This window comes from Microcystis sp. T1-4 (genome assembly GCF_000297435.1).
GTDB lineage: Bacteria > Cyanobacteriota > Cyanobacteriia > Cyanobacteriales > Microcystaceae > Microcystis.
Genome location: NZ_CAIP01000195.1, coordinates 1 through 17,848, shown reverse-complemented (window position 1 = coordinate 17,848; position 17,848 = coordinate 1). Strand labels below are relative to the sequence as shown.

Here is a 17,848-nt window from a genome sequence, read left to right as displayed (position 1 = left end):
CTTAATAAGGGGGGTGTCTGATGGTTTTTAACACCTAACTACTTATTGATCAGTTAAGTAGTCGGACATAAATTCTGTTGTCTATCTTAAGAAATGTAAATTGTCGCAATTCTTACTGACTCCTGACTGGAAAGTGGGAAGTGGGAAGTGGGAAGTAGGTACTACTTTCATGCTTGACGGTCTAACTTGTTGCATCGGGACTGACGACCGACTCCTGACGACCGACTCCTTACCCCCACAGTTAACTTTACTTTTATCCAACTACTTATCAACTTTTAATTGATGTTAAATGCGGGTTTTAATTTGGTATCGCAATGATCTGCGTGTTCACGATCACGAGGCAATTTATCAAGCTGTTCAAGAACAATTCGAGATAATTCCCTTCTATTGTTTTGATGAGCGTCAATTTGGTTTTACTTCCTACGGGTTTCCAAAAACTGGCAAGTTCCGGGCTAAATTTTTATTAGAAAGCGTAGCAGATTTGCGACAATCTCTGGAAAGTTTAGGCGGTAATTTAATTATCCGACGGGGAAAACCAGAAGAACTTATCCCGCAATTAGTTCAAGAATTGCAGATAGCCAGGGTTTATTATCATCAAGAGGTGACAGCAGAGGAATTAGCGGTAGAAAAAGCTGTAAATAAGGCTTTATCTGGGTTTCCCGTGCAGATAAAAACTTTTTGGACAGCCACTTTATATCATCCTGATGACTTACCTTTTACCATTCATCAACTGCCAGAATTATTTACTAATTTTCGTAAACAAGTAGAACGTCATTGGGAAATAAGAACAACTTATCCCACCCCTAAAAAGTTGACAAAATTACCTAAAATAGATTGGGGAAATCTTCCGATTTTAAACGATTTGGGCTTAACAGAACCAATTTTAGACCAGGGAGGTGTTTTGTCGTTTCAAGGGGGTGAAATGGCAGGAAAATCACGGGTTAAAGAATATATTTGGGATAGTGATTCCTTAAAAACCTATAAGGAAACCCGCAATGAAATGTTAGGGACTAATTATTCCTCAAAATTCTCAGCTTGGTTAAGTTGTGGCTGTCTTTCCCCCCGTTATATCTATGAGGAAGTAAAAAAATATGAGCAAACAAGAGTAAAAAATGACTCTACCTATTGGCTGATTTTTGAATTATTATGGCGAGATTTTTTCCGATTTATTTGCAGTAAACACGGCAATAAAATCTTCTATCAATCTGGTTTGCAAAAACTTAATTTATCTTGGTTAGAAGATTGGGAAAGATTTAATCTCTGGTGTGAGGGAAAAACTGGTTATCCCCTTGTAGATGCTAATATGAGAGAATTAGGCGCTACAGGATTTATGTCAAATCGTGGCCGGCAAAATGTCGCTAGTTTTCTGACCAAAAATCTCGGTATTGATTGGCGACTAGGAGCAGAATGGTTCGAGTCATTATTAATTGATTACGATGTCTGTAGTAATTGGGGTAATTGGAATTACACTGCTGGTGTCGGCAATGATGCGCGAGGATTTCGTTATTTTAATATCCCTAAACAGTCGAGAGATTATGATCCCAAAGGTGATTATTTACGTCACTGGTTGCCCGAATTAGCCCTAATAAAAGGCGATAAAATTCACGAACCCTATAAATTATTCCCAGAGGAACAAAAGCGTTATGCCGTGATTTTAGGGGTTAATTATCCTCGTCCCATTGTCGATTTTTTTCAATCCATCAAACACAATGAAAAAATTTATCTTCAGCATTTCAGTAATCAGTAATCAGTGGACTTCTACCTAATATTATCTCAAGACTAAAATTTTGTCTAGACAAGCAACTTACCCAAATAAAAATGATTTTAATGTCCCCAGATTTTTTCAGTTAAATTGAATTAGCAAAGACAGATATATATTTTAGTGCCGAACTACTAATTAGTACAAATTATCAAAGCAAGCTCTGATTGAGTTATGATTTTTGGATATGTCTAATGAACTGAAAACTGACAGGCTGCATCTCATATTGGTAACTTTCTCTCCCATATTGGTGAGCAGCAGAAGTTATTAAAAGAGGGCGAATGCAATTCGCCCCTACAATAATATTATTGCGCCATCTGATAACTGATAACTGATCACTGATAACTGATTAAGACATTTCTAACATTCTTTGAATCGGCAACAGTGCCTTAATTCTTAAATCTTCAGAAATAGTAATTTCTGGAGTTTTATCTCCCATACAGAGATACAATTTTTCGAGAGTGTTCAGTCTCATGTAGGGACACTCATTACAAGCACAGTTATTTAAAGCTGGTGCGGGGATAAATAGTTTCTCTGGGGCGGATTTTTGCATCTGGTGAATAATCCCCGGTTCTGTGACGACAATAAAGGTTTTTTCAGAACTTTTTAGAGAATAATTTAATAGTGCCGTCGTGGAACCAATATAATCGGCATGGCGTAAAACCGATGATTCACACTCAGGATGGGCGATAATTTTTGCTTCTGGATGGGCGACTTTTAATTCTATTATCTTGCGTTCGGAAAAAGTTTCATGGACAATACAACTACCCTGCCAGAGAACTAAATCTCTACCAGTTTGCTGGCTAACGTAACGGCCTAAATTGCGATCAGGAGCGAAGATAATCGGTTGATGGGCAGGGATTTTGTTAACTATTTTGACTGCATTGGAACTGGTGCAGATAATATCACTCATGGCTTTAATTTCTGCACTGCAATTAATATAGGAAATCACGATATGATCGGGATATTGGGCTTTAAAACGAGCAAAATCTTCAGGATGACAACTATCAGCTAAAGAACATCCCGCATCTAAATCTGGCAGCAATACCAACTTATCTGGATTTAAGATTTTAGCTGTTTCTGCCATGAAGTGAACCCCCGCAAATACGATCACATCTGCTGGCGTTTGGGCAGCCTGTTGGGATAAACCTAGAGAATCACCAATATAATCAGCTATATCCTGTATGTCAGAATTTTGATAGTAGTGAGCCAGAATAACGGCGTTTAATTGTCGTTTAAGCTCTTTAATTGCCGTAAATAGGTCATCAGGTAAGCTCGATCGATTTGCGGGTTGAACAGTTGTGAACACGGTGGCACTTATGGTTATTTTTACCAAATACTAAACAAGTCCCTATATCATAGCAAATTTTTTTTAAGGGGAGTGGGGAAGTGGGGAGATGGGGAGCAGGGAGAATAAATAAAAGCTGAATACTGACCCCCGATTAAAACTGTCCACTAAAAACTCACATCTGATAACTGGTAACTGATAACTGATAACTGATTCAAGGCCAAGGGTCAACAATGCTAGGATAAAGGCTTGAGTAGAGAACGATCGAGCCAAAGCCATGTCATCGACAGAAGTAAAAACCCCGCCCCCAGACAGTCCCGAATATCTCGATGAGTTACCCGGAGAAGTGGAAATGTCCTTGTTTGACCACTTGGAGGAGTTGCGGCGGCGGATTTTTTATAGTTTAATTGCCGTGGCTGTGGGTGCGGTGGGATGTTTTATCTTCGTTAAACCCCTAGTACAAGTGCTGGAAGTCCCCGCCCAAGGGGTAAAATTTTTGCAGTTGGCCCCAGGAGAATTTTTTTTCGTCTCCCTAAAAGTAGCTGGATATAGCGGCATACTGGTGGCTAGTCCGGTCATTCTCTTGCAAATTATCCTCTTTGTGCTGCCGGGGTTAACCCGTCGCGAACGGCGTTTAATTGTCCCAGTAGTCTTAGGATCGAGTGTTTTATTTTTTGCCGGTTTATTTTTTGCCTATATTGCCCTGATTCCCGCCGCTTTAAACTTTTTTGTCAGTTATGGGGCGGAAGTGGTCGAACAAGCTTGGTCGATCGAGCGCTATTTTGAATTTGTCTTACTTTTACTGTTTAGTACCGGCATCGCCTTTCAAATTCCCGTTATTCAATTGATTTTGAGCTTTTTAGGCATTATTTCCTCGCAAACGATGTTATCGGGCTGGCGTTTCGTGGTTTTAGGGGCGGTGATTTTAGGCGCGATTTTAACCCCTTCCACAGATCCTCTCACCCAATCCCTGTTAGCAGGGGCGGTCTTGGGTCTATACTTTGGGGGCATTGGGGTGGTGAAATTAACGGGACGTTAACTAGCTATTAGCCGTCATAGGAGACAGGAGTGGGAATTATGAATTATGAATTATGAATTATGAATTGACGAGCGGGGAGCAGGGAGAACAAAGCTGACTTTTGCCTATTGCCCATTGCCCATTGCCCATTGCCCATTGCCCATTGCCCATTGCCCATTGCCCATTGCCCATTGCCTATTGCCTATTCCGGCTGATGGCTGAGGGCTAAAAAGCTGATAAAATTTGACGGCTGAAAACTAATTAAGCCAGAAAGCTAGAGATTGATTCTAGATTGAGTAACAAAGTGAAATATTTTTTCTTAACGGCAGGTTGGACAATAGGACGGGTGTGGGAATTTGGCGGTTTGTGGGATCACGCGAGTAGTTGGCGACGACCACCGCAGATAGAGCGATTAAATATCGGTATTTTAGAGGGAGAACAGGTTTTATGGCTTTATAAGGTGGAAGAAGCCGTGATTATGGTGGAAGTTGCCCCCAAGAGTGCCGAAATTGCCGATACTGTCCCCACCATCGGGCAAGTGGTGCTAAAACGCTTGATTAGTGCCGAACAAGTCCTCGAAATCCTGCAAAATGCCGAAGAATTGCTGAGGAAGTAATCAGTAATCAGTGATCAGTTATCAGTGATCAGTGATCAGTTATCAGGAGTCAGGATTCAGGAGTTAGGATTCAGGAGTTAGGATTCAGGAGACGGGAGATTATTTTTATTTATTCTCCCCACACCCCACACCCCACACCCCACACCCCACACCCCACACCCCACACCCCTATCTGGAATATTCTGGCGGAAGATCGATCGCAAAGACTTGAAATCTGTTCTAACAATAGTTACACTTCTTTAGAATAGATACACTTTTCAAGGGATAATGTAGGTCGGCTAACTCTTGCACTTAACAGTCGAGAGTGTTGGGCTTATATTTTGACCCTGAATATAAAAAGCGTCTAAGTGGACACTAAATTGTCAATAGGAGGAGCGTAGTCAATGGGACTACCTTGGTATCGAGTACACACAGTCGTTCTCAACGACCCGGGCCGTTTAATTTCCGTTCACCTGATGCACACCGCACTGGTAGCGGGTTGGGCTGGCTCCATGGCCCTCTATGAGCTTGCTATTTTCGACCCCAGTGACCCCGTATTAAACCCGATGTGGCGGCAAGGAATGTTCGTGCTGCCCTTCATGGCCCGTTTAGGTGTCACTGGTTCTTGGGGTGGCTGGAGCGTCACCGGCGAAACTGGTGTTGACCCCGGTTTCTGGTCTTTTGAAGGCGTTGCTGCCGCTCATATCGTCTTATCTGGTCTGCTATTCCTAGCGGCGGTTTGGCACTGGGTTTTCTGGGATTTAGAATTATTCGTCGATCCCCGCACGGGCGAATCTGCCCTCGATTTGCCGAAAATGTTCGGTATTCACCTGTTCTTATCCGGTTTACTTTGCTTTGGTTTCGGTGCTTTCCATCAAACAGGCCTTTGGGGTCCCGGGATGTGGGTTTCCGATGCCTACGGTTTAACTGGTCATGTGCAGCCCGTAGCTCCCGAATGGGGACCGGCTGGTTTTAACCCCTTTAACCCCGGGGGTGTGGTAGCTCACCACATTGCTGCGGGTATCGTCGGGATTATCGCCGGTTTATTCCATTTAACCGTTCGTCCCCCCGAAAGACTCTATAAAGCCTTGAGAATGGGTAATATCGAAACGGTTCTTTCTAGCAGTATCGCCGCCGTTTTCTTTGCCGCTTTCGTCGTGGCTGGAACCATGTGGTACGGTAATGCTACCACCCCGATCGAACTCTTTGGCCCGACCCGTTACCAATGGGATAAGGGCTATTTCCAAGAAGAAATTGAGCGTCGTGTGGAGGCCAGCATCGCCAATGGGGCCACCATCGCCGAAGCTTACCAAGCAATCCCCGAAAAACTGGCTTTCTATGATTATGTCGGTAATAGCCCCGCTAAAGGTGGTTTATTCCGTACTGGTGCCATGGATAGCGGTGACGGTATCGCTAAATCTTGGTTAGGACACCCTGTTTTCAAAGATGGCGAAGGTCGCGTCCTTAGCGTGCGTCGGATGCCTAACTTCTTTGAAACCTTCCCCGTTGTCCTGACTGACTCGGAAGGTATCGTTCGCGCTGATATTCCTTTCCGTCGTGCGGAATCGAAACTGAGTATCGAACAAAGTGGTGTTACCGTTTCTTTCTACGGTGGCTCTCTCGATGGTCAGGTGTTCAGCGATCCTGCTGATGTGAAGAAATTTGCCCGTAGAGCGCAACTCGGTGAAGCTTTCGAGTTTGACACCGAAACCCTGAAGTCTGACGGGGTATTCCGCACTTCTCCGAGAGGTTGGTTTACTTTCGGTCATGCTGTCTTTGCTTTACTATTCTTCTTCGGTCACATCTGGCACGGTTCTCGTACCATCTACCGCGACGTATTCGCCGGGGTCGATCCAGATCTGGAAGAACAAGTGGAATTCGGTTTATTCCAAAAATTGGGTGATCTTAGCACTCGTAAACAAGAAGTTTAGTTTTAGCTAAATCATCCATATAACTAAAGGAGTCAAGTCTTTGACTCCTTTTTTTTGTTAATCACACTATTAAAAACGGATTTATACTAAATCTGGTTATTAAAGACTGATTATTTATTCTCCCCTTTTTGCATGAGTGCATGAGTAGAAAACGGGTTTCTCCGAGAAACCCGTTTTCTGTGCGTTACTCAACGGATTTAGTATTAGTATAAAGTTCGATCGAGCTTTACTTTTCACCGAATACTGAAAAAACCGCTAGTTATAGAAATAACTAACGGCTTTTTGCTGGGGGAAATTACCCGTAATGGAATTACATAGAGGAACCTAAACCAGCGTAAGCTCCGTAGAAGAAAAGACCAAGCACGGCGATAACGCCTAGACCGGCGATGGTGGCGACTAACCACAAAGGAATACGACCTTCTGCGAACATGAATAACACCTCCTAATTGCGATGACAATAAATCGGGACTAATTAGTTAAAGAAATAGCTGGAAAATAAAATTCCCAAGACAGCAACTAGGAGTAAACCTAGATAAAGAGAAGTACGATTTAACTCGACGGCTTGCCGATTCGGATTAGGTGTTCTTTCCATAATTGTTCTCCTAGCGTTGAATAAACTGCATTGCCGCAATTGCACCGATAAAGAAGACAGTGGGGACCGCTAAGGTATGAACTGCCAACCAGCGAACGGTGAAAATGGGGTAAGAAATGGGTTGATTGGGATTACCACTAGCCATTGTTTTTATCCTTAATTAAAGTAAACTACTGATTAAACTGATCGATTTGATTTTTGGCCTCAAAGCGATCATTAATGATCGGTAATTCTTGACGCTCTTGAGTGTAATACTCATCGGGACGGGGAGTGCCAAAAACATCGTAAGCCAAACCGGTACTCACGAATAACCAACCCGCGATAAAGAGCATGGGGATGGTGATGCTATGGATAATCCAGTAACGAATACTGGTAACGATATCGCCAAAAGGACGTTCGCCGGTACTACCTGACATGGACGGTTCTCCTCGGAATGATAGGACTTGAAAAATTCAATCTCTATAATAGAGACTTTGTTGACCCTGAGACAAGTTTTAGGCCGGTTCGCTAGGGGGATTATATTTCAGTAAAACCCCATCTTGTCCCAAGACAAAACCCTTGTCGGAATTGATAAAAACAATTCGATAGAGATTGGAGGGGACACTTTCCACCGCGCGATCTTTTTGCCAAGACTGGCCGCCGTCATCACTGACCAAGAGATTGCCGCTACCACCAGCGACCCAAATTTCTTCGGGGGTGCGGTAGTTGAGGTCCAAAAGTCCCCAACTGGTGGAAAACTCGGGGAATACCTTATCTTCCCATGTATCGAGATCATTGGGGCTAGTAAATTGTAGTTGACCACCCCGGGCCAGGGCCCACAGTTCCCCTTTTTCACCATAACCGACTTTTTGTAAACGGCGGGAAGAAAGACGATTGTGGGGTTGCCATTCTGTTGACCCCGGTTCCCAGGTGGAATAAAAGTTACCGCGTGCGGAAACGGCCACATATTTACCATCATGGGAACGAACAATTGTCCGGGCCACACCCACAGCACCTTCCACTAAAGCTTGCCAAGTTTTGCCTCCGTCTTTGGTGCGGTAGATAGCACCTAAATCCGTGACCATTTCGGCGGTTTTGTCGTTCAGAGCGATAATTCCGTAGGGAGAACCGGGTAATTTTTCACTTAAGGGGATACGAGACCAGCTGCTGCCCCCGTCTTCGCTATGGAGAAGAATCGAGGGTTTACCGACAATCCAACCCTCTTGGTCGTGGAAACTGACGGCGCTAAAGCTAACTTTTTCGTCGCCAAGGTTGAGGACTTTTTGCTGCCAACTGTCCCCTCCATCGGTGGTTTCAAAGAGGGTAGATTTGGTCCCCACTAACCAACCGTGCTGCGAGTCGTCGGTAAAGGCGATATCGGCAAAAGTGGAGTCAGTGTCGAGGGTGAGGATTTGCCAAGGACTACTGCTCAGGGATGGCACATTACTACAGCTAAAGCAGAAAAAGGCTACAGCTAGAACTATTACGAATTGTTTCAGTTTTCTCATCAATGGTTCAGAGGTATTGGTCAAGGAATCGGGAGGGATTAAGGTTTGTACCCGATGGGTAACAGACTCATAAGAGCCGTTGGATTAAAGATAATGAGTGCTTGAGTTAGTTTAAACCATATAAACTAATAAAGAAAACAAATCCTAGCGCTAAAGCCCCGAAAATCAAAATATTTTTTTGTGCGGGAGTCAGACGGTTGACTCCAAAACCATAGCTAAGATTTTCTTGGAATCCCGAAGGAGCATCTTTAGCTCCGATGTTGATAAATTGGGAACGACGCACACCACACACGGGACAGCGCCACGTTTCTGGCAATTCCTCGAAGGGGGTTCCAGCGGGAGTGTTGGTTTTACTATCTCCCTTGCTGGGGTCGTAAACGTAGCCGCAGGAGCGACATTCGTAGTTGGCAGGGGCCTGGTCGGCTAGGGTTAGTTCTGGTGGGCGATCGCTCATAACTAAGATTAAAGGAATTTTCAACACTCTGTTACAAATTATCCTTGAAAATTGACCCCTCTCACGGCCAACCCACAAGAGAATAGCCAGTTTTCAAGCTTGACAAGGATTAGCGAGACAGCATATCGGCTTGAAAAAAAGTAAAATTAATCTATTAGGGCTTAAATGTCTATTAAAACTTTATTAAGTTTATATTTGAGCTATTTACCCTGATTTTCGCGACAACGGTTAACAGTTACTGTTCATCCCTCAATACACTTGCTCCCAAAGCTTTTAGGGTTTCTTGTAGCATTTCAGCGCGAGAGAAATTACCCTGATCTTTCAATAATTGTAGGCCTTTTTGCCAAATCTTGATCGCCTCATTATAATTACCGAAAGTTATATAAGCCACCCCTAGATTTTGGTAAATAGCGGGATTATCGGGGTTTAACTTGAGAGCTTTTTTATAAGCTTTAATCGATTCTGGTAGCCGATGCAGTTGTTTGAGAACCAGTCCTAAATTATAGTAACCATCGGCATAGCTAGGATCAATTTCTACGGTTTTCTCAAAGACAGATAAGGCAGCTTCGTAGTTTTCTGCTTCGTATAATAACCCACCGAAATTATTATAAGCACCCAGTTTTAATTTATCTAAAATTGGCTGCTTAATCGCCTTAATAAAATTATCTGCTGATTGCTTAAATTCCTCCACTGAATAATAATAATTAGCGAGATGATAATATAACTCGTATAAAATATGCGGATTAGAGCCATGGCATTTTAAACCATGTTTGAGCAGCTTAAAACCCTCTTTATCCCTGCCAATCTCCAGATATAACCCTCCCAATTTACTACACACATAGGGATCGTGGGGATGTTGCTGATAAAAGCCCTCCATCGCCTTTCTTGCCCGTTCAAACTTATCTAAGCTGGCTATTTTATCAACAGTGTAACCGTAGTGAAAGATGGCAATTTCTGGCAGTTCAACTATTTTCCAATCTGGCTCTTTTTTTAATAAAATGGCCACATTGTCATCAATAATTGAGTGATAGGGCCGGGTAAAAGTGACTTGAGGATGTCGGCGAAATAGTCTAGAAATTAGAGAATAGGGTGATTGTACGGCTCCGATTTCATGGCGGATTAAATTAATAACTAAATTTTCCTCTTTTTCCATTGCCCGCCGCATTTTCGGCACGATAGCGGGATTTAATTCTTCATCGGCATCAAGAACTAAAATCCAATCGCCAGTAACATATTTTAAAGCCGCATTTCTGGCATCGGAAAAATTACCCTGCCAATCGTAGCTAGGAACTATGGCACCGTAACTTTGAGCAATAGCAATCGTATCATCGGTCGAACCCGTATCCATAACGATCATCTCATCCACCACCTCTTTAACGCTATCCAAACAGCGCCGGAGATTTTCGGCTTCATTTTTGACAATCATACAGAGACTAAGTTTAGGCATAACTTTACTCACCCTAGCGGTCAATCTTGAGGGATAGCGGCCAATCGATAACTCACCGATTACCGCTCACCGATTATCGATCATCTTCCGAGTCTACCTTAAACCGTTCTACTGAAGAAAGCAGCTCCCGGGAGATACTAACCAATTTTTGCAGAGAACCGGCCACCCGTTGGGATTCTTGGGAAGTTTCCTGAGCGGTTAACTCCACCGACTGCATAACTTGGGCGACATTGAGGGAATTTTCCCGTTGTTTGACCGTATCCGCGGTAATCGAGCGCACCAGCGTATCGATGCGGTTAGAAACTTGGATAATATCTTCTAGGGACTTCTTGGCCTGTTCCGAGCGCTCGGTGACATCGATAACCTGTTGAATCCCCTCCTCCATTGCCATCATTACCGAACCCGTTTCCGATTGAATCTGTAAAACGATCTGTTCAATTTCCTTAAGAGATTTAGCGGCTCTATCGGCCAACTGACGCACCTCATCGGCCACCACCGCAAAACCGCGGCCCGCATCTCCTGCTCGCGCCGCTTGAATCGAGGCATTAAGAGCCAATAAATTAGTGCGCGAGGCAATCTGAGAGACTACCGCGACAATTTTCGAGATTTCCTGGGAAGCTTCCGCCAAACGCTTGACTTTTCGGGCCGTTTCTGATACGGTGTCGCGGATTTGCAGAATTCCCGCCACGGTTCTTTCCACGGAATCGCCCCCCTTCAGGGCGGTAATCGAAGAAGTGCGGGCGACTTCTTCGGCTTCTCTGGCGTTTTCTGCCACCCGTTGAATTGAGTCGGTCATCATCTGTACCGAATTAAGGGTGACGGCCAATTCCTCCGCCATCCGCAGGGCATCGCTAGACTGATTGCGGGCGAAAGATTCACTATTGGTACTGCCTTGATTCACCTGTTTGGCCGCTTTTTTTACCTGTCGGACAATTTCCCGCAGGTTTTGGATAGTCAAATTAAAAGCATCGGCCACCGCCCCTAAAACATCGGCGCTTACCTCCGCCTCCACGGTTAGATCCCCCCGAGCCGCTCCTTCCACATCATCGAGCAGTCGAATCACCTGCCGTTGTAGGTCTTCCCGTTCCCGTTCCGTTTCGGCGGCGCGACGTTGGGCCTCGGTGGTGGTAGTTACCACCACCCGGGCCATCTGATTGAAACGATTGGCCAGTTGACCGAATTCATCTTCCGAGTAGATCGTCGCTTGAGTGTTAACATTACCTTCCGAGAGATAATCGAATTGGCTTTGCAAATCGTTGAGACTGCGCTTAATCTGACTAATGAGCAACTGTAAACCTAGCCAAGTCACGGCCAGGGTTCCCAGTCCGGTTAGTAACATCATGGTTAGTACCGGTTGACTAAAAGGAGAAAGGCTGGCGGGGGCTGGTTTGGGGGCAACTTTTTCGGTTTTTGCCCGGCTATTCGGGGCTGGTTTGGCAGCCAAGAGCGTAGAAAGCCAAGAGGTGGTACTAACGGCAAAAATTAAGATTACAGGGGTAATGCCCGCTAAAGCCGCTAGGATTAGTTGTTTTTTGCCCAAAGAAGCATTGACAAAAAAGGCTAATTTGCCCGGATTGACTTCCACCACTGGCTTGAGCAAGCGATCGGAACCATGGGCAAGATGACTATCTCTTTTGTCATTGGGTATTTTTAGACGAGAAGGATTAAAACTAGGCTCTCCTACACCAGAACTGGCATTAAGGAGCCCACTGGGTTCGGGGACAAAACCAACACTTAAAGCTTCCTCTCCCAAACGGGTAAATAGCTCCGATTCCCCCAGTCCTTGCATCCTATCCGTCAGACCCAGTGGGGAAAAACTGTCTAAATCCTCATCATTGAGTTCAGGTCCCCTAAAATCTCCAGTGTCTTCCTCTTGGTATCTGTTTTGAGTGACTCTGCCCTGATTAAGGCCAGTTTTTGCCCCTTGTCCCTGGGTCGATTGTCGGTCGATGGCAAAAGCGCTTTCTTCTCGGGTATCGCTATAGGATAACCCCTGATCTCGACCGGTGAGGGGATTTTCCCCCAGGTCAGAGGAAACCATAAAAGTGGCCTCTCCCGTTGACCCTAACTCACCGTCCCACTCTTCCGGCAGCGAGTCAATCTCCGCCGCTTCTAAAAAGGAGAAAGGGGGTTCCCCCCCCACAGAATCGTCAGACCTTTGGGAATCGGAGGAACCTAAACTGGTTAGGGTAAGGGAACTAAAGCCGGTTTCCTCCGATTCTTCAAAATCATCGTCATAGGAATGGACTTTACTGACCGTAGGCTCGCCGGGATCCTCCTCATTGAAAAGACTACTATTCCAATCCATCCCTTTATTTTGCCAATCGGGGTCAGCCCCTTGCGACTTTCCAGACCGAGAATGCTTAAAACCTTGACCCGGATCGAAAGCTGCCTCGCTGTAGGCAATGCTTTCCGTAGCAGCGATCGTAAAATCTCCCCCCTCGACTTCAAAACCCAATTGCCGAATCTGATCGAGACCTCGTCTGGCATAATCCACCAGATCGGAGCGACTGGTGGAATTTTTAGCCAATCGCAGCACCGTTTCGTAACGTTCCTCTGCCAAGCTGTATTGTTGTAGTCCTAGATGAATGTGGCCCTGTAAAAGGATGACATTGGCATCCTCGGGATACTTGCTGCTCATCTCTTTGACGATGAGGGCGGCATCCTCAAGGTTGCCCTGGCAATAGGCGGTGTTAGCCTTTCCATAGAGTTTCGCGTATTCTGTCCCTGACGGCATTTGCCCCTCCCCTAGTAAAGTTAAAGTGGTGAAGTAGTTAGTAGCTTAAAGAAAGAATTGCTATAAATCTTATTCTGCTATTTTTTTCAGGTTTTAAGCTGCCCAACGGGCAGAACGGATTATGGCCAGATAATCTAGTAGTCTTAAGGTTTTTTTTGATTCTTGCTCTAGAATCCACTCTCCCTGCACATAGGGGGCGATCGGAGCGGGAATGCTGGCGGCACTACCTAGTTGCTCTGGGTCGAGCCATTCCATATCTCCCAAACGTTCCACCCCTAAACCGAGGATCGTTTCCTCTTCTTCGATGGCAATTATGGGAATTTCGGCTCGATCGGTGTTTAAGGGGCTGCTATCCCCCAAAAATTGCCCTAGATCCGCCACCCAGATCACTTGACCCCGGAGATTGATCGTGCCGAGGAGCAAGGGTGAAGCATTGGGAATGGGGGTAATGCGATCGAGTGGTTGCTGTATCACCTCGCCAATGCCCACGGCACTCAGGGCAAACTCGTCCTGAGAGGGTAGATAAAATCGCAAGTACAGTTCACCGACGGGAGTTTCTAATTCCTGATTGTCGGGGGCGATATTTTCAGCGTTACCAGTAAAAAAATCGGCGTTGTTAAGCATCAGTTTCGTTCTCTTGCAATTAATAGTTCGGGTGGCGTTTTTAACTGTCTTGACCTATGCCATAGTTAGATTGTCCCCGGAAAGGGCAATTTTATCGGCGCAGCAGTTGTTTAATCGTATAAATGAACTCAATCGGTTCAAAGGGTTTGACAATGTAGGCATCGGCTCCGATTTTCATACCCCAATAGCGATCAAAGACTTCCCCTTTTGAGGAACAGATGACCACCGGGATATTTTGGGTTTTTGCATCCGACTTGAGACGACGACAGACCTCGTAACCATTCATGCGGGGCATGACGATATCGAGAATGACGAGATCGGGATTGCCTCTCTGGATATATTCGAGGGCTTCTACCCCATCCGTGGCGATCGTGACCTTAATGCCGCTATTACGGAGCAGACCACAGATCAGTTCCCGTTGCGTTTGGCTGTCTTCTACCAGCAATATTTCGCTCATAACTCCCTACCTAGCTAGGCTGCCAAGGACAACAATGGCAAAAGATGCCCGATAATAGCTCCCGTTGACCCGATGCTCCGAAATTGCTCCCATTTTTGCCTCCAACGTAATCTGAAATTTATTGGGGGTTTTCCCCCTAAACAAGGACTTGATTGACTCTTTCGGGTTTCATCTCTATAGCTCCCCATTCCACTGGCTAACTACTCTTAACGGAGTTGAAAGCTTCCTCTTTCACAGGGGATTGCCTCAAGACGGACTTACGCCCAGTTTTTGGTCTTACAGCCCCTCTATAGGCAGTATCGCGCTTTTCCTAACGACAAGCTCCGTAAGGCTTCATTTCTGATATTTATCGCCCCTTTGATGTCCCGGTCATCAGTTGTCTGACAATATACACAAGTCCATGTTCTAATATTAAGGGACAAACTACCCACTTGATTTAGACAGACATGACAAGTCTTAAAACTAGGGAAAAACCTATCAACTTCCCTATAGGTTTTTCCTTGCCATTCTGCCTTGTATTTGAGCATTGGACAAAACATTCCCCAACTACAATCCCTAATGGCTTTAGCTAAATTATGATGGCGTACCATGGCTTTAACCTTGAGGTTTTCTACAGCAATAACTTGGTTTTCGTTAACTATCTTAGGAGATCGCTTGTGGAGAAAATCCTCACGGCCTCTTGAGATTTTAGAGTGAACTTGAGCTACTTTCCCTCTAGCTTTTTGACGGTTGTTACTTCCTTACCTTTAGAGATATGCCATCTTCCCGATAGATGCAACCTAACTGTTACGGTACTTGGTTCACAACCTTCTGGGATTTGCCGTGACCATCTAATTGCTAGTGGTTCTGACATTTAGCTAAATAAATTTGTCCATTTTTATATTGGAAAGCAGACCTAGTAAATTGTGCACTTCCTCCTTGATGTTTTTGCTTGAATTTAGGATAGTTGACCCCACCCGCAAAAAAAATTAGCAAAGGCGTTTTGTAAATGTCTTAGTCCTTGTTACAAAGGGACGCAACTAACTTCATTTAAAAACTCTAAATCTTCTGGCTTTTTCCAAGAGCTTAACATTGAATAGTTTGGGAATATCCGATTTTTTCTTGTCGTTCGTACCATCCTTGAGTTCTTTCATGGAGAGCTTTGTTGTCAACCAATCTTACACAGCCTAAGATGCGTCGCCAGAGCGATTCTTGTTGAGAGGTGGGGTAAAATCGAAAGGAATAGGCTTTTTCCATAGCTCACATCTTAACACATTTTTCTCTGAAGTGTTAGACTGAAAAAGTCGAGCCGTCCTTCTCCGACGGGGTTTCAGACCCAAAATTTTCGCTGAGGGAAACCCTGGCGCGAATTACTTCGCCCCTTGAAAAGCCCCATGCCATGGCACTAAGCGCGAGGGAATTCTGCTGACAATAAGTTAAAAAAGACCAGCCAAGAGATTTTTTTTCGGGTTTGGGGGTTGGGTGTGAGGTTTTAGGGTTTTAGAGGACATTCCCCAGTAAAATACTGCAAATCTCGATTTCATTGCAGCTTCCTTCCATAATTTCTCGGAATCTACCCCAATAGACCCTATTTCTTTTAGTCTAGAAGAAGCAGTTATCTTAATTGTCAGGTAGGAAGTCTCGGGTTTTGGGGAAGGCTGGAACCGGGGAAGGCTGGAACAGTAGCTGGTGGTCTGGGGATGATGCCCAATGCCGTCATACTTCCTCTTGATCAGAAACGCTCTCTTACCTCCTCTTGTCACTAATAATAAATCTGATAAGCTAATTATGTAACATATTTTTCGCTAAGCTTGACTGCATTTCAACTAGCCCTGGAGATTTTTAGTACAAAAGGTCTAGCTTTCTATCTTTGCTTCTCATTCTCAGGCCGTCTTAACCGATAATTTAGATGTGTGGTCAGCTGATGAGATTGACTGCCAAATTTTTTGAGAGTAGCACAGTGAATTCGCTCTGAAAAATCTCCAAAAATTTTCCAGTGGGGAAGAGGGAAAATTGAGAACAAATGTATGAATTAAAAAGAAAAACTCCCATGATAGAAATGAAAAAATTTTTGGGATCGGATGGTTACACTGAAACCATAGACAGGCCGCTCCTACCCTCGATCGCCAACTCTTTCTAAAACTGATGACAAAAACTTTTATTATAGAGGACGACTACTCGTGCTATACCTTGCAGAAGTAAAAAAACAGACTAGAGGTTTTATCGGTGGTTACAAAACCGAATTGAAACTATTGGCCTGTCAGCATAAGGATCAGACTTGGAGCGCCATACCGGAGGAAGATATCTTAACCTACGACGAAACTAAGCCCTTGGCTGAAGGTGCGCTTCTCTTGGTCAATTTGAGCAATAATCGTCAACTGCAAGGAAACCCGGAATTAGCGGCAGCGGAGATGGTGCGGCAACTGCAAAAGATTTCCCGTTTGATGGAGCGTAGCAAGAAAGATCAAGAGAAAATCGAGCAGTGGAAACAATCCCTCACCTATCAAAGCGAGATTCTCAACCGCCAGAAAATGGAAATGGAGGCAAGAATCGAGCAAATTGAGCAAATAGAAGCAGAATTCGAGTATTTAGAGCGCAAAAGACAGGAACTGGAAACTCTAAAACAACAATTAAACGAGCAACAGCGACAACTGGAAGAAGGACAAATAAATGACAACTTCTCCCCCAATCTTTCCCTGGAACAACAACAATTTATTCGCTCTCTAGCGGAGCGTTTAGCTAATAATCATGATCTGGGCAATTCTCCCTCACAAATTCTCTATTCCACTCTTGAATCCGTGCAGGGACAACAGACAATTTTAAATAGTTGTTGGCAGAGTTTAGAGGAGCAGAAAAAAGCTGTAGAAAATCGTCAGGTTGCCAACGATGAAATGATCGATTATCTCGAACAAAGAGCTAGGGAATTACAGACGAGTCGCAGTGGGTTGGAAACGGCTAAAATACAATTACAAATACAAGAAACCGTTCTGAGTCACAAACAGGAATTATTCGAGCGCCTTAACCTCACCCTACAAACCACTGATTCTACTCGACAAATGCTCCTTCGTCTCCTGCAAGGGGAAGAACTAGATTTTGATGATAAAATCGATCTAGAAGCTCTTGAAAAAATGCCTTTAGAAGAATTGGAGAGCTTAGTTAAGAACTTACAAACAGACCTCAAGCGCTGGGAAATTTTTGTCAACGACCAAGAGGAAGAATTAACTCTCCAATGCCAAACCGTGGAAGAATTAGAAGCAAGAATGGCCACAATAGATGAATCCGAGCGAGCTAATTTAGAAGCAGAATTAGCCGAGGAACAGGAAAAAAAAGCAATGCTGGCGGCCACTTTGGTCGGACAAAGACGTAATCTCCAGGAAAGACAAGCTATTCGCTCTCAACATCTGAAAATTCTGCAGCGGAGACAGGGTATTTTATCCCCAGAAGATGCCCAAAAATGTAGCTTTGAACCAGTATTAATGC

The 17,848-nt window shown here is 44.4% G+C and carries 16 protein-coding genes and 1 pseudogene; 5 read left to right on the top strand and 12 right to left on the bottom strand.

Features of this window, described 5'->3' with window-relative positions; translation table 11 throughout:
• Positions 1-289 precede the first annotated feature (289 nt).
• On the top strand, positions 290-1,747 hold the full coding sequence (locus MICAI_RS12495) for a DASH family cryptochrome (RefSeq protein ID WP_008202368.1): 1,458 nt from the start codon (positions 290-292) through the stop codon (positions 1,745-1,747).
• 361 nt (positions 1,748-2,108) lie between these two features.
• On the opposite strand, the gene nadA is transcribed toward MICAI_RS12495, so the two are convergent.
• Entirely contained in the window at positions 2,109-3,068 is a 960-nt protein-coding gene (gene nadA / locus MICAI_RS12490; protein WP_008202366.1) for a quinolinate synthase NadA, read from the bottom strand.
• A gap of 256 nt (positions 3,069-3,324) precedes the next feature.
• Between nadA and tatC the strand changes: the two genes are divergently transcribed.
• The 3 genes from tatC (at position 3,325) to psbB (ending at position 6,591) form a co-directional block, all read left to right on the top strand.
• Positions 3,325-4,086, top strand: a complete 762-nt coding sequence (gene tatC / locus MICAI_RS12485) for a twin-arginine translocase subunit TatC (protein ID WP_008202364.1) — start codon at positions 3,325-3,327, stop codon at positions 4,084-4,086.
• 283 nt (positions 4,087-4,369) lie between these two features.
• The gene (locus MICAI_RS12480) at positions 4,370-4,681 is read left to right on the top strand and encodes a hypothetical protein (RefSeq protein WP_002749272.1); all 312 of its coding nucleotides are present in this window, start codon (positions 4,370-4,372) and stop codon (positions 4,679-4,681) included.
• A 383-nt stretch (positions 4,682-5,064) separates the two neighbouring features.
• Positions 5,065-6,591: a photosystem II chlorophyll-binding protein CP47 gene (gene psbB, locus MICAI_RS12475; protein ID WP_002735904.1), complete on the top strand. Its 1,527-nt coding sequence runs from the start codon at positions 5,065-5,067 to the stop codon at positions 6,589-6,591.
• A gap of 310 nt (positions 6,592-6,901) precedes the next feature.
• On the opposite strand, the gene MICAI_RS12470 is transcribed toward psbB, so the two are convergent.
• The 11 genes and pseudogenes from MICAI_RS12470 to MICAI_RS25890 form a co-directional block, all read right to left on the bottom strand.
• The gene (locus MICAI_RS12470; protein WP_002736108.1) at positions 6,902-7,021 is read right to left on the bottom strand and encodes a photosystem II reaction center protein J; all 120 of its coding nucleotides are present in this window, start codon (positions 7,019-7,021) and stop codon (positions 6,902-6,904) included.
• Between the two features lie 42 nt (positions 7,022-7,063).
• Positions 7,064-7,183: a photosystem II reaction center protein L gene (locus tag MICAI_RS12465; RefSeq protein WP_002735805.1), complete on the bottom strand. Its 120-nt coding sequence runs from the start codon at positions 7,181-7,183 to the stop codon at positions 7,064-7,066.
• A gap of 10 nt (positions 7,184-7,193) precedes the next feature.
• Positions 7,194-7,328, bottom strand: coding sequence for a cytochrome b559 subunit beta (psbF, locus tag MICAI_RS12460; RefSeq protein ID WP_002736175.1), 135 nt, complete (start codon positions 7,326-7,328; stop codon positions 7,194-7,196).
• A 25-nt stretch (positions 7,329-7,353) separates the two neighbouring features.
• Positions 7,354-7,599 (bottom strand): cytochrome b559 subunit alpha, encoded by a 246-nt coding sequence (gene psbE, locus MICAI_RS12455; RefSeq protein WP_008202359.1) that lies wholly within the window; start codon positions 7,597-7,599, stop codon positions 7,354-7,356.
• A gap of 78 nt (positions 7,600-7,677) precedes the next feature.
• On the bottom strand, positions 7,678-8,670 hold the full coding sequence (locus tag MICAI_RS12450) for a photosynthesis system II assembly factor Ycf48 (RefSeq protein ID WP_008202356.1): 993 nt from the start codon (positions 8,668-8,670) through the stop codon (positions 7,678-7,680).
• Between the two features lie 106 nt (positions 8,671-8,776).
• Complete coding sequence (locus MICAI_RS12445; protein ID WP_002757647.1) at positions 8,777-9,124, bottom strand: rubredoxin; 348 nt, start codon at positions 9,122-9,124, stop codon at positions 8,777-8,779.
• 235 nt (positions 9,125-9,359) lie between these two features.
• The gene (locus tag MICAI_RS12440) at positions 9,360-10,571 is read right to left on the bottom strand and encodes a glycosyltransferase (RefSeq protein WP_008202352.1); all 1,212 of its coding nucleotides are present in this window, start codon (positions 10,569-10,571) and stop codon (positions 9,360-9,362) included.
• Positions 10,572-10,644: 73 nt separating this feature from the next.
• On the bottom strand, positions 10,645-13,308 hold the full coding sequence (locus MICAI_RS12435; RefSeq protein ID WP_008202350.1) for a methyl-accepting chemotaxis protein: 2,664 nt from the start codon (positions 13,306-13,308) through the stop codon (positions 10,645-10,647).
• A 93-nt stretch (positions 13,309-13,401) separates the two neighbouring features.
• Positions 13,402-13,932 (bottom strand): chemotaxis protein CheW, encoded by a 531-nt coding sequence (locus MICAI_RS12430; RefSeq protein WP_008202348.1) that lies wholly within the window; start codon positions 13,930-13,932, stop codon positions 13,402-13,404.
• Positions 13,933-14,023: 91 nt separating this feature from the next.
• Positions 14,024-14,389, bottom strand: a complete 366-nt coding sequence (locus MICAI_RS12425) for a response regulator transcription factor (RefSeq protein ID WP_008202346.1) — start codon at positions 14,387-14,389, stop codon at positions 14,024-14,026.
• A gap of 196 nt (positions 14,390-14,585) precedes the next feature.
• A pseudogene (locus tag MICAI_RS25890) lies at positions 14,586-15,625 on the bottom strand (RNA-guided endonuclease InsQ/TnpB family protein).
• A gap of 923 nt (positions 15,626-16,548) precedes the next feature.
• On the opposite strand from MICAI_RS25890, the gene hmpF reads away from it, so the two are divergent.
• Positions 16,549-17,848 (top strand): pilus motility taxis protein HmpF (gene hmpF, locus MICAI_RS12415; RefSeq protein ID WP_039900081.1); only part of this gene is annotated, 1,300 nt, incomplete at its 3' end.

Excerpts from the sequence above, each read along its gene's own strand:
- MICAI_RS12495 (WP_008202368.1), top strand. The coding sequence starts at position 290 with ATGCGGGTTTTAATTTGGTATCGCAATGATCTGCGTGTTCACGATCAC.
- tatC (WP_008202364.1), top strand. The coding sequence starts at position 3,325 with ATGTCATCGACAGAAGTAAAAACCCCGCCCCCAGACAGTCCCGAATAT.
- psbB (WP_002735904.1), top strand. The coding sequence starts at position 5,065 with ATGGGACTACCTTGGTATCGAGTACACACAGTCGTTCTCAACGACCCG.
- MICAI_RS12470 (WP_002736108.1), bottom strand. The coding sequence starts at position 7,021 with ATGTTCGCAGAAGGTCGTATTCCTTTGTGGTTAGTCGCCACCATCGCC.
- MICAI_RS12465 (WP_002735805.1), bottom strand. The coding sequence starts at position 7,183 with ATGGAAAGAACACCTAATCCGAATCGGCAAGCCGTCGAGTTAAATCGT.
- psbF (WP_002736175.1), bottom strand. The coding sequence starts at position 7,328 with ATGGCTAGTGGTAATCCCAATCAACCCATTTCTTACCCCATTTTCACC.
- psbE (WP_008202359.1), bottom strand. The coding sequence starts at position 7,599 with ATGTCAGGTAGTACCGGCGAACGTCCTTTTGGCGATATCGTTACCAGT.
- MICAI_RS12450 (WP_008202356.1), bottom strand. The coding sequence starts at position 8,670 with ATGAGAAAACTGAAACAATTCGTAATAGTTCTAGCTGTAGCCTTTTTC.
- MICAI_RS12445 (WP_002757647.1), bottom strand. The coding sequence starts at position 9,124 with ATGAGCGATCGCCCACCAGAACTAACCCTAGCCGACCAGGCCCCTGCC.
- MICAI_RS12440 (WP_008202352.1), bottom strand. The coding sequence starts at position 10,571 with ATGCCTAAACTTAGTCTCTGTATGATTGTCAAAAATGAAGCCGAAAAT.
- MICAI_RS12435 (WP_008202350.1), bottom strand. The coding sequence starts at position 13,308 with ATGCCGTCAGGGACAGAATACGCGAAACTCTATGGAAAGGCTAACACC.
- MICAI_RS12430 (WP_008202348.1), bottom strand. The coding sequence starts at position 13,932 with ATGCTTAACAACGCCGATTTTTTTACTGGTAACGCTGAAAATATCGCC.
- MICAI_RS12425 (WP_008202346.1), bottom strand. The coding sequence starts at position 14,389 with ATGAGCGAAATATTGCTGGTAGAAGACAGCCAAACGCAACGGGAACTG.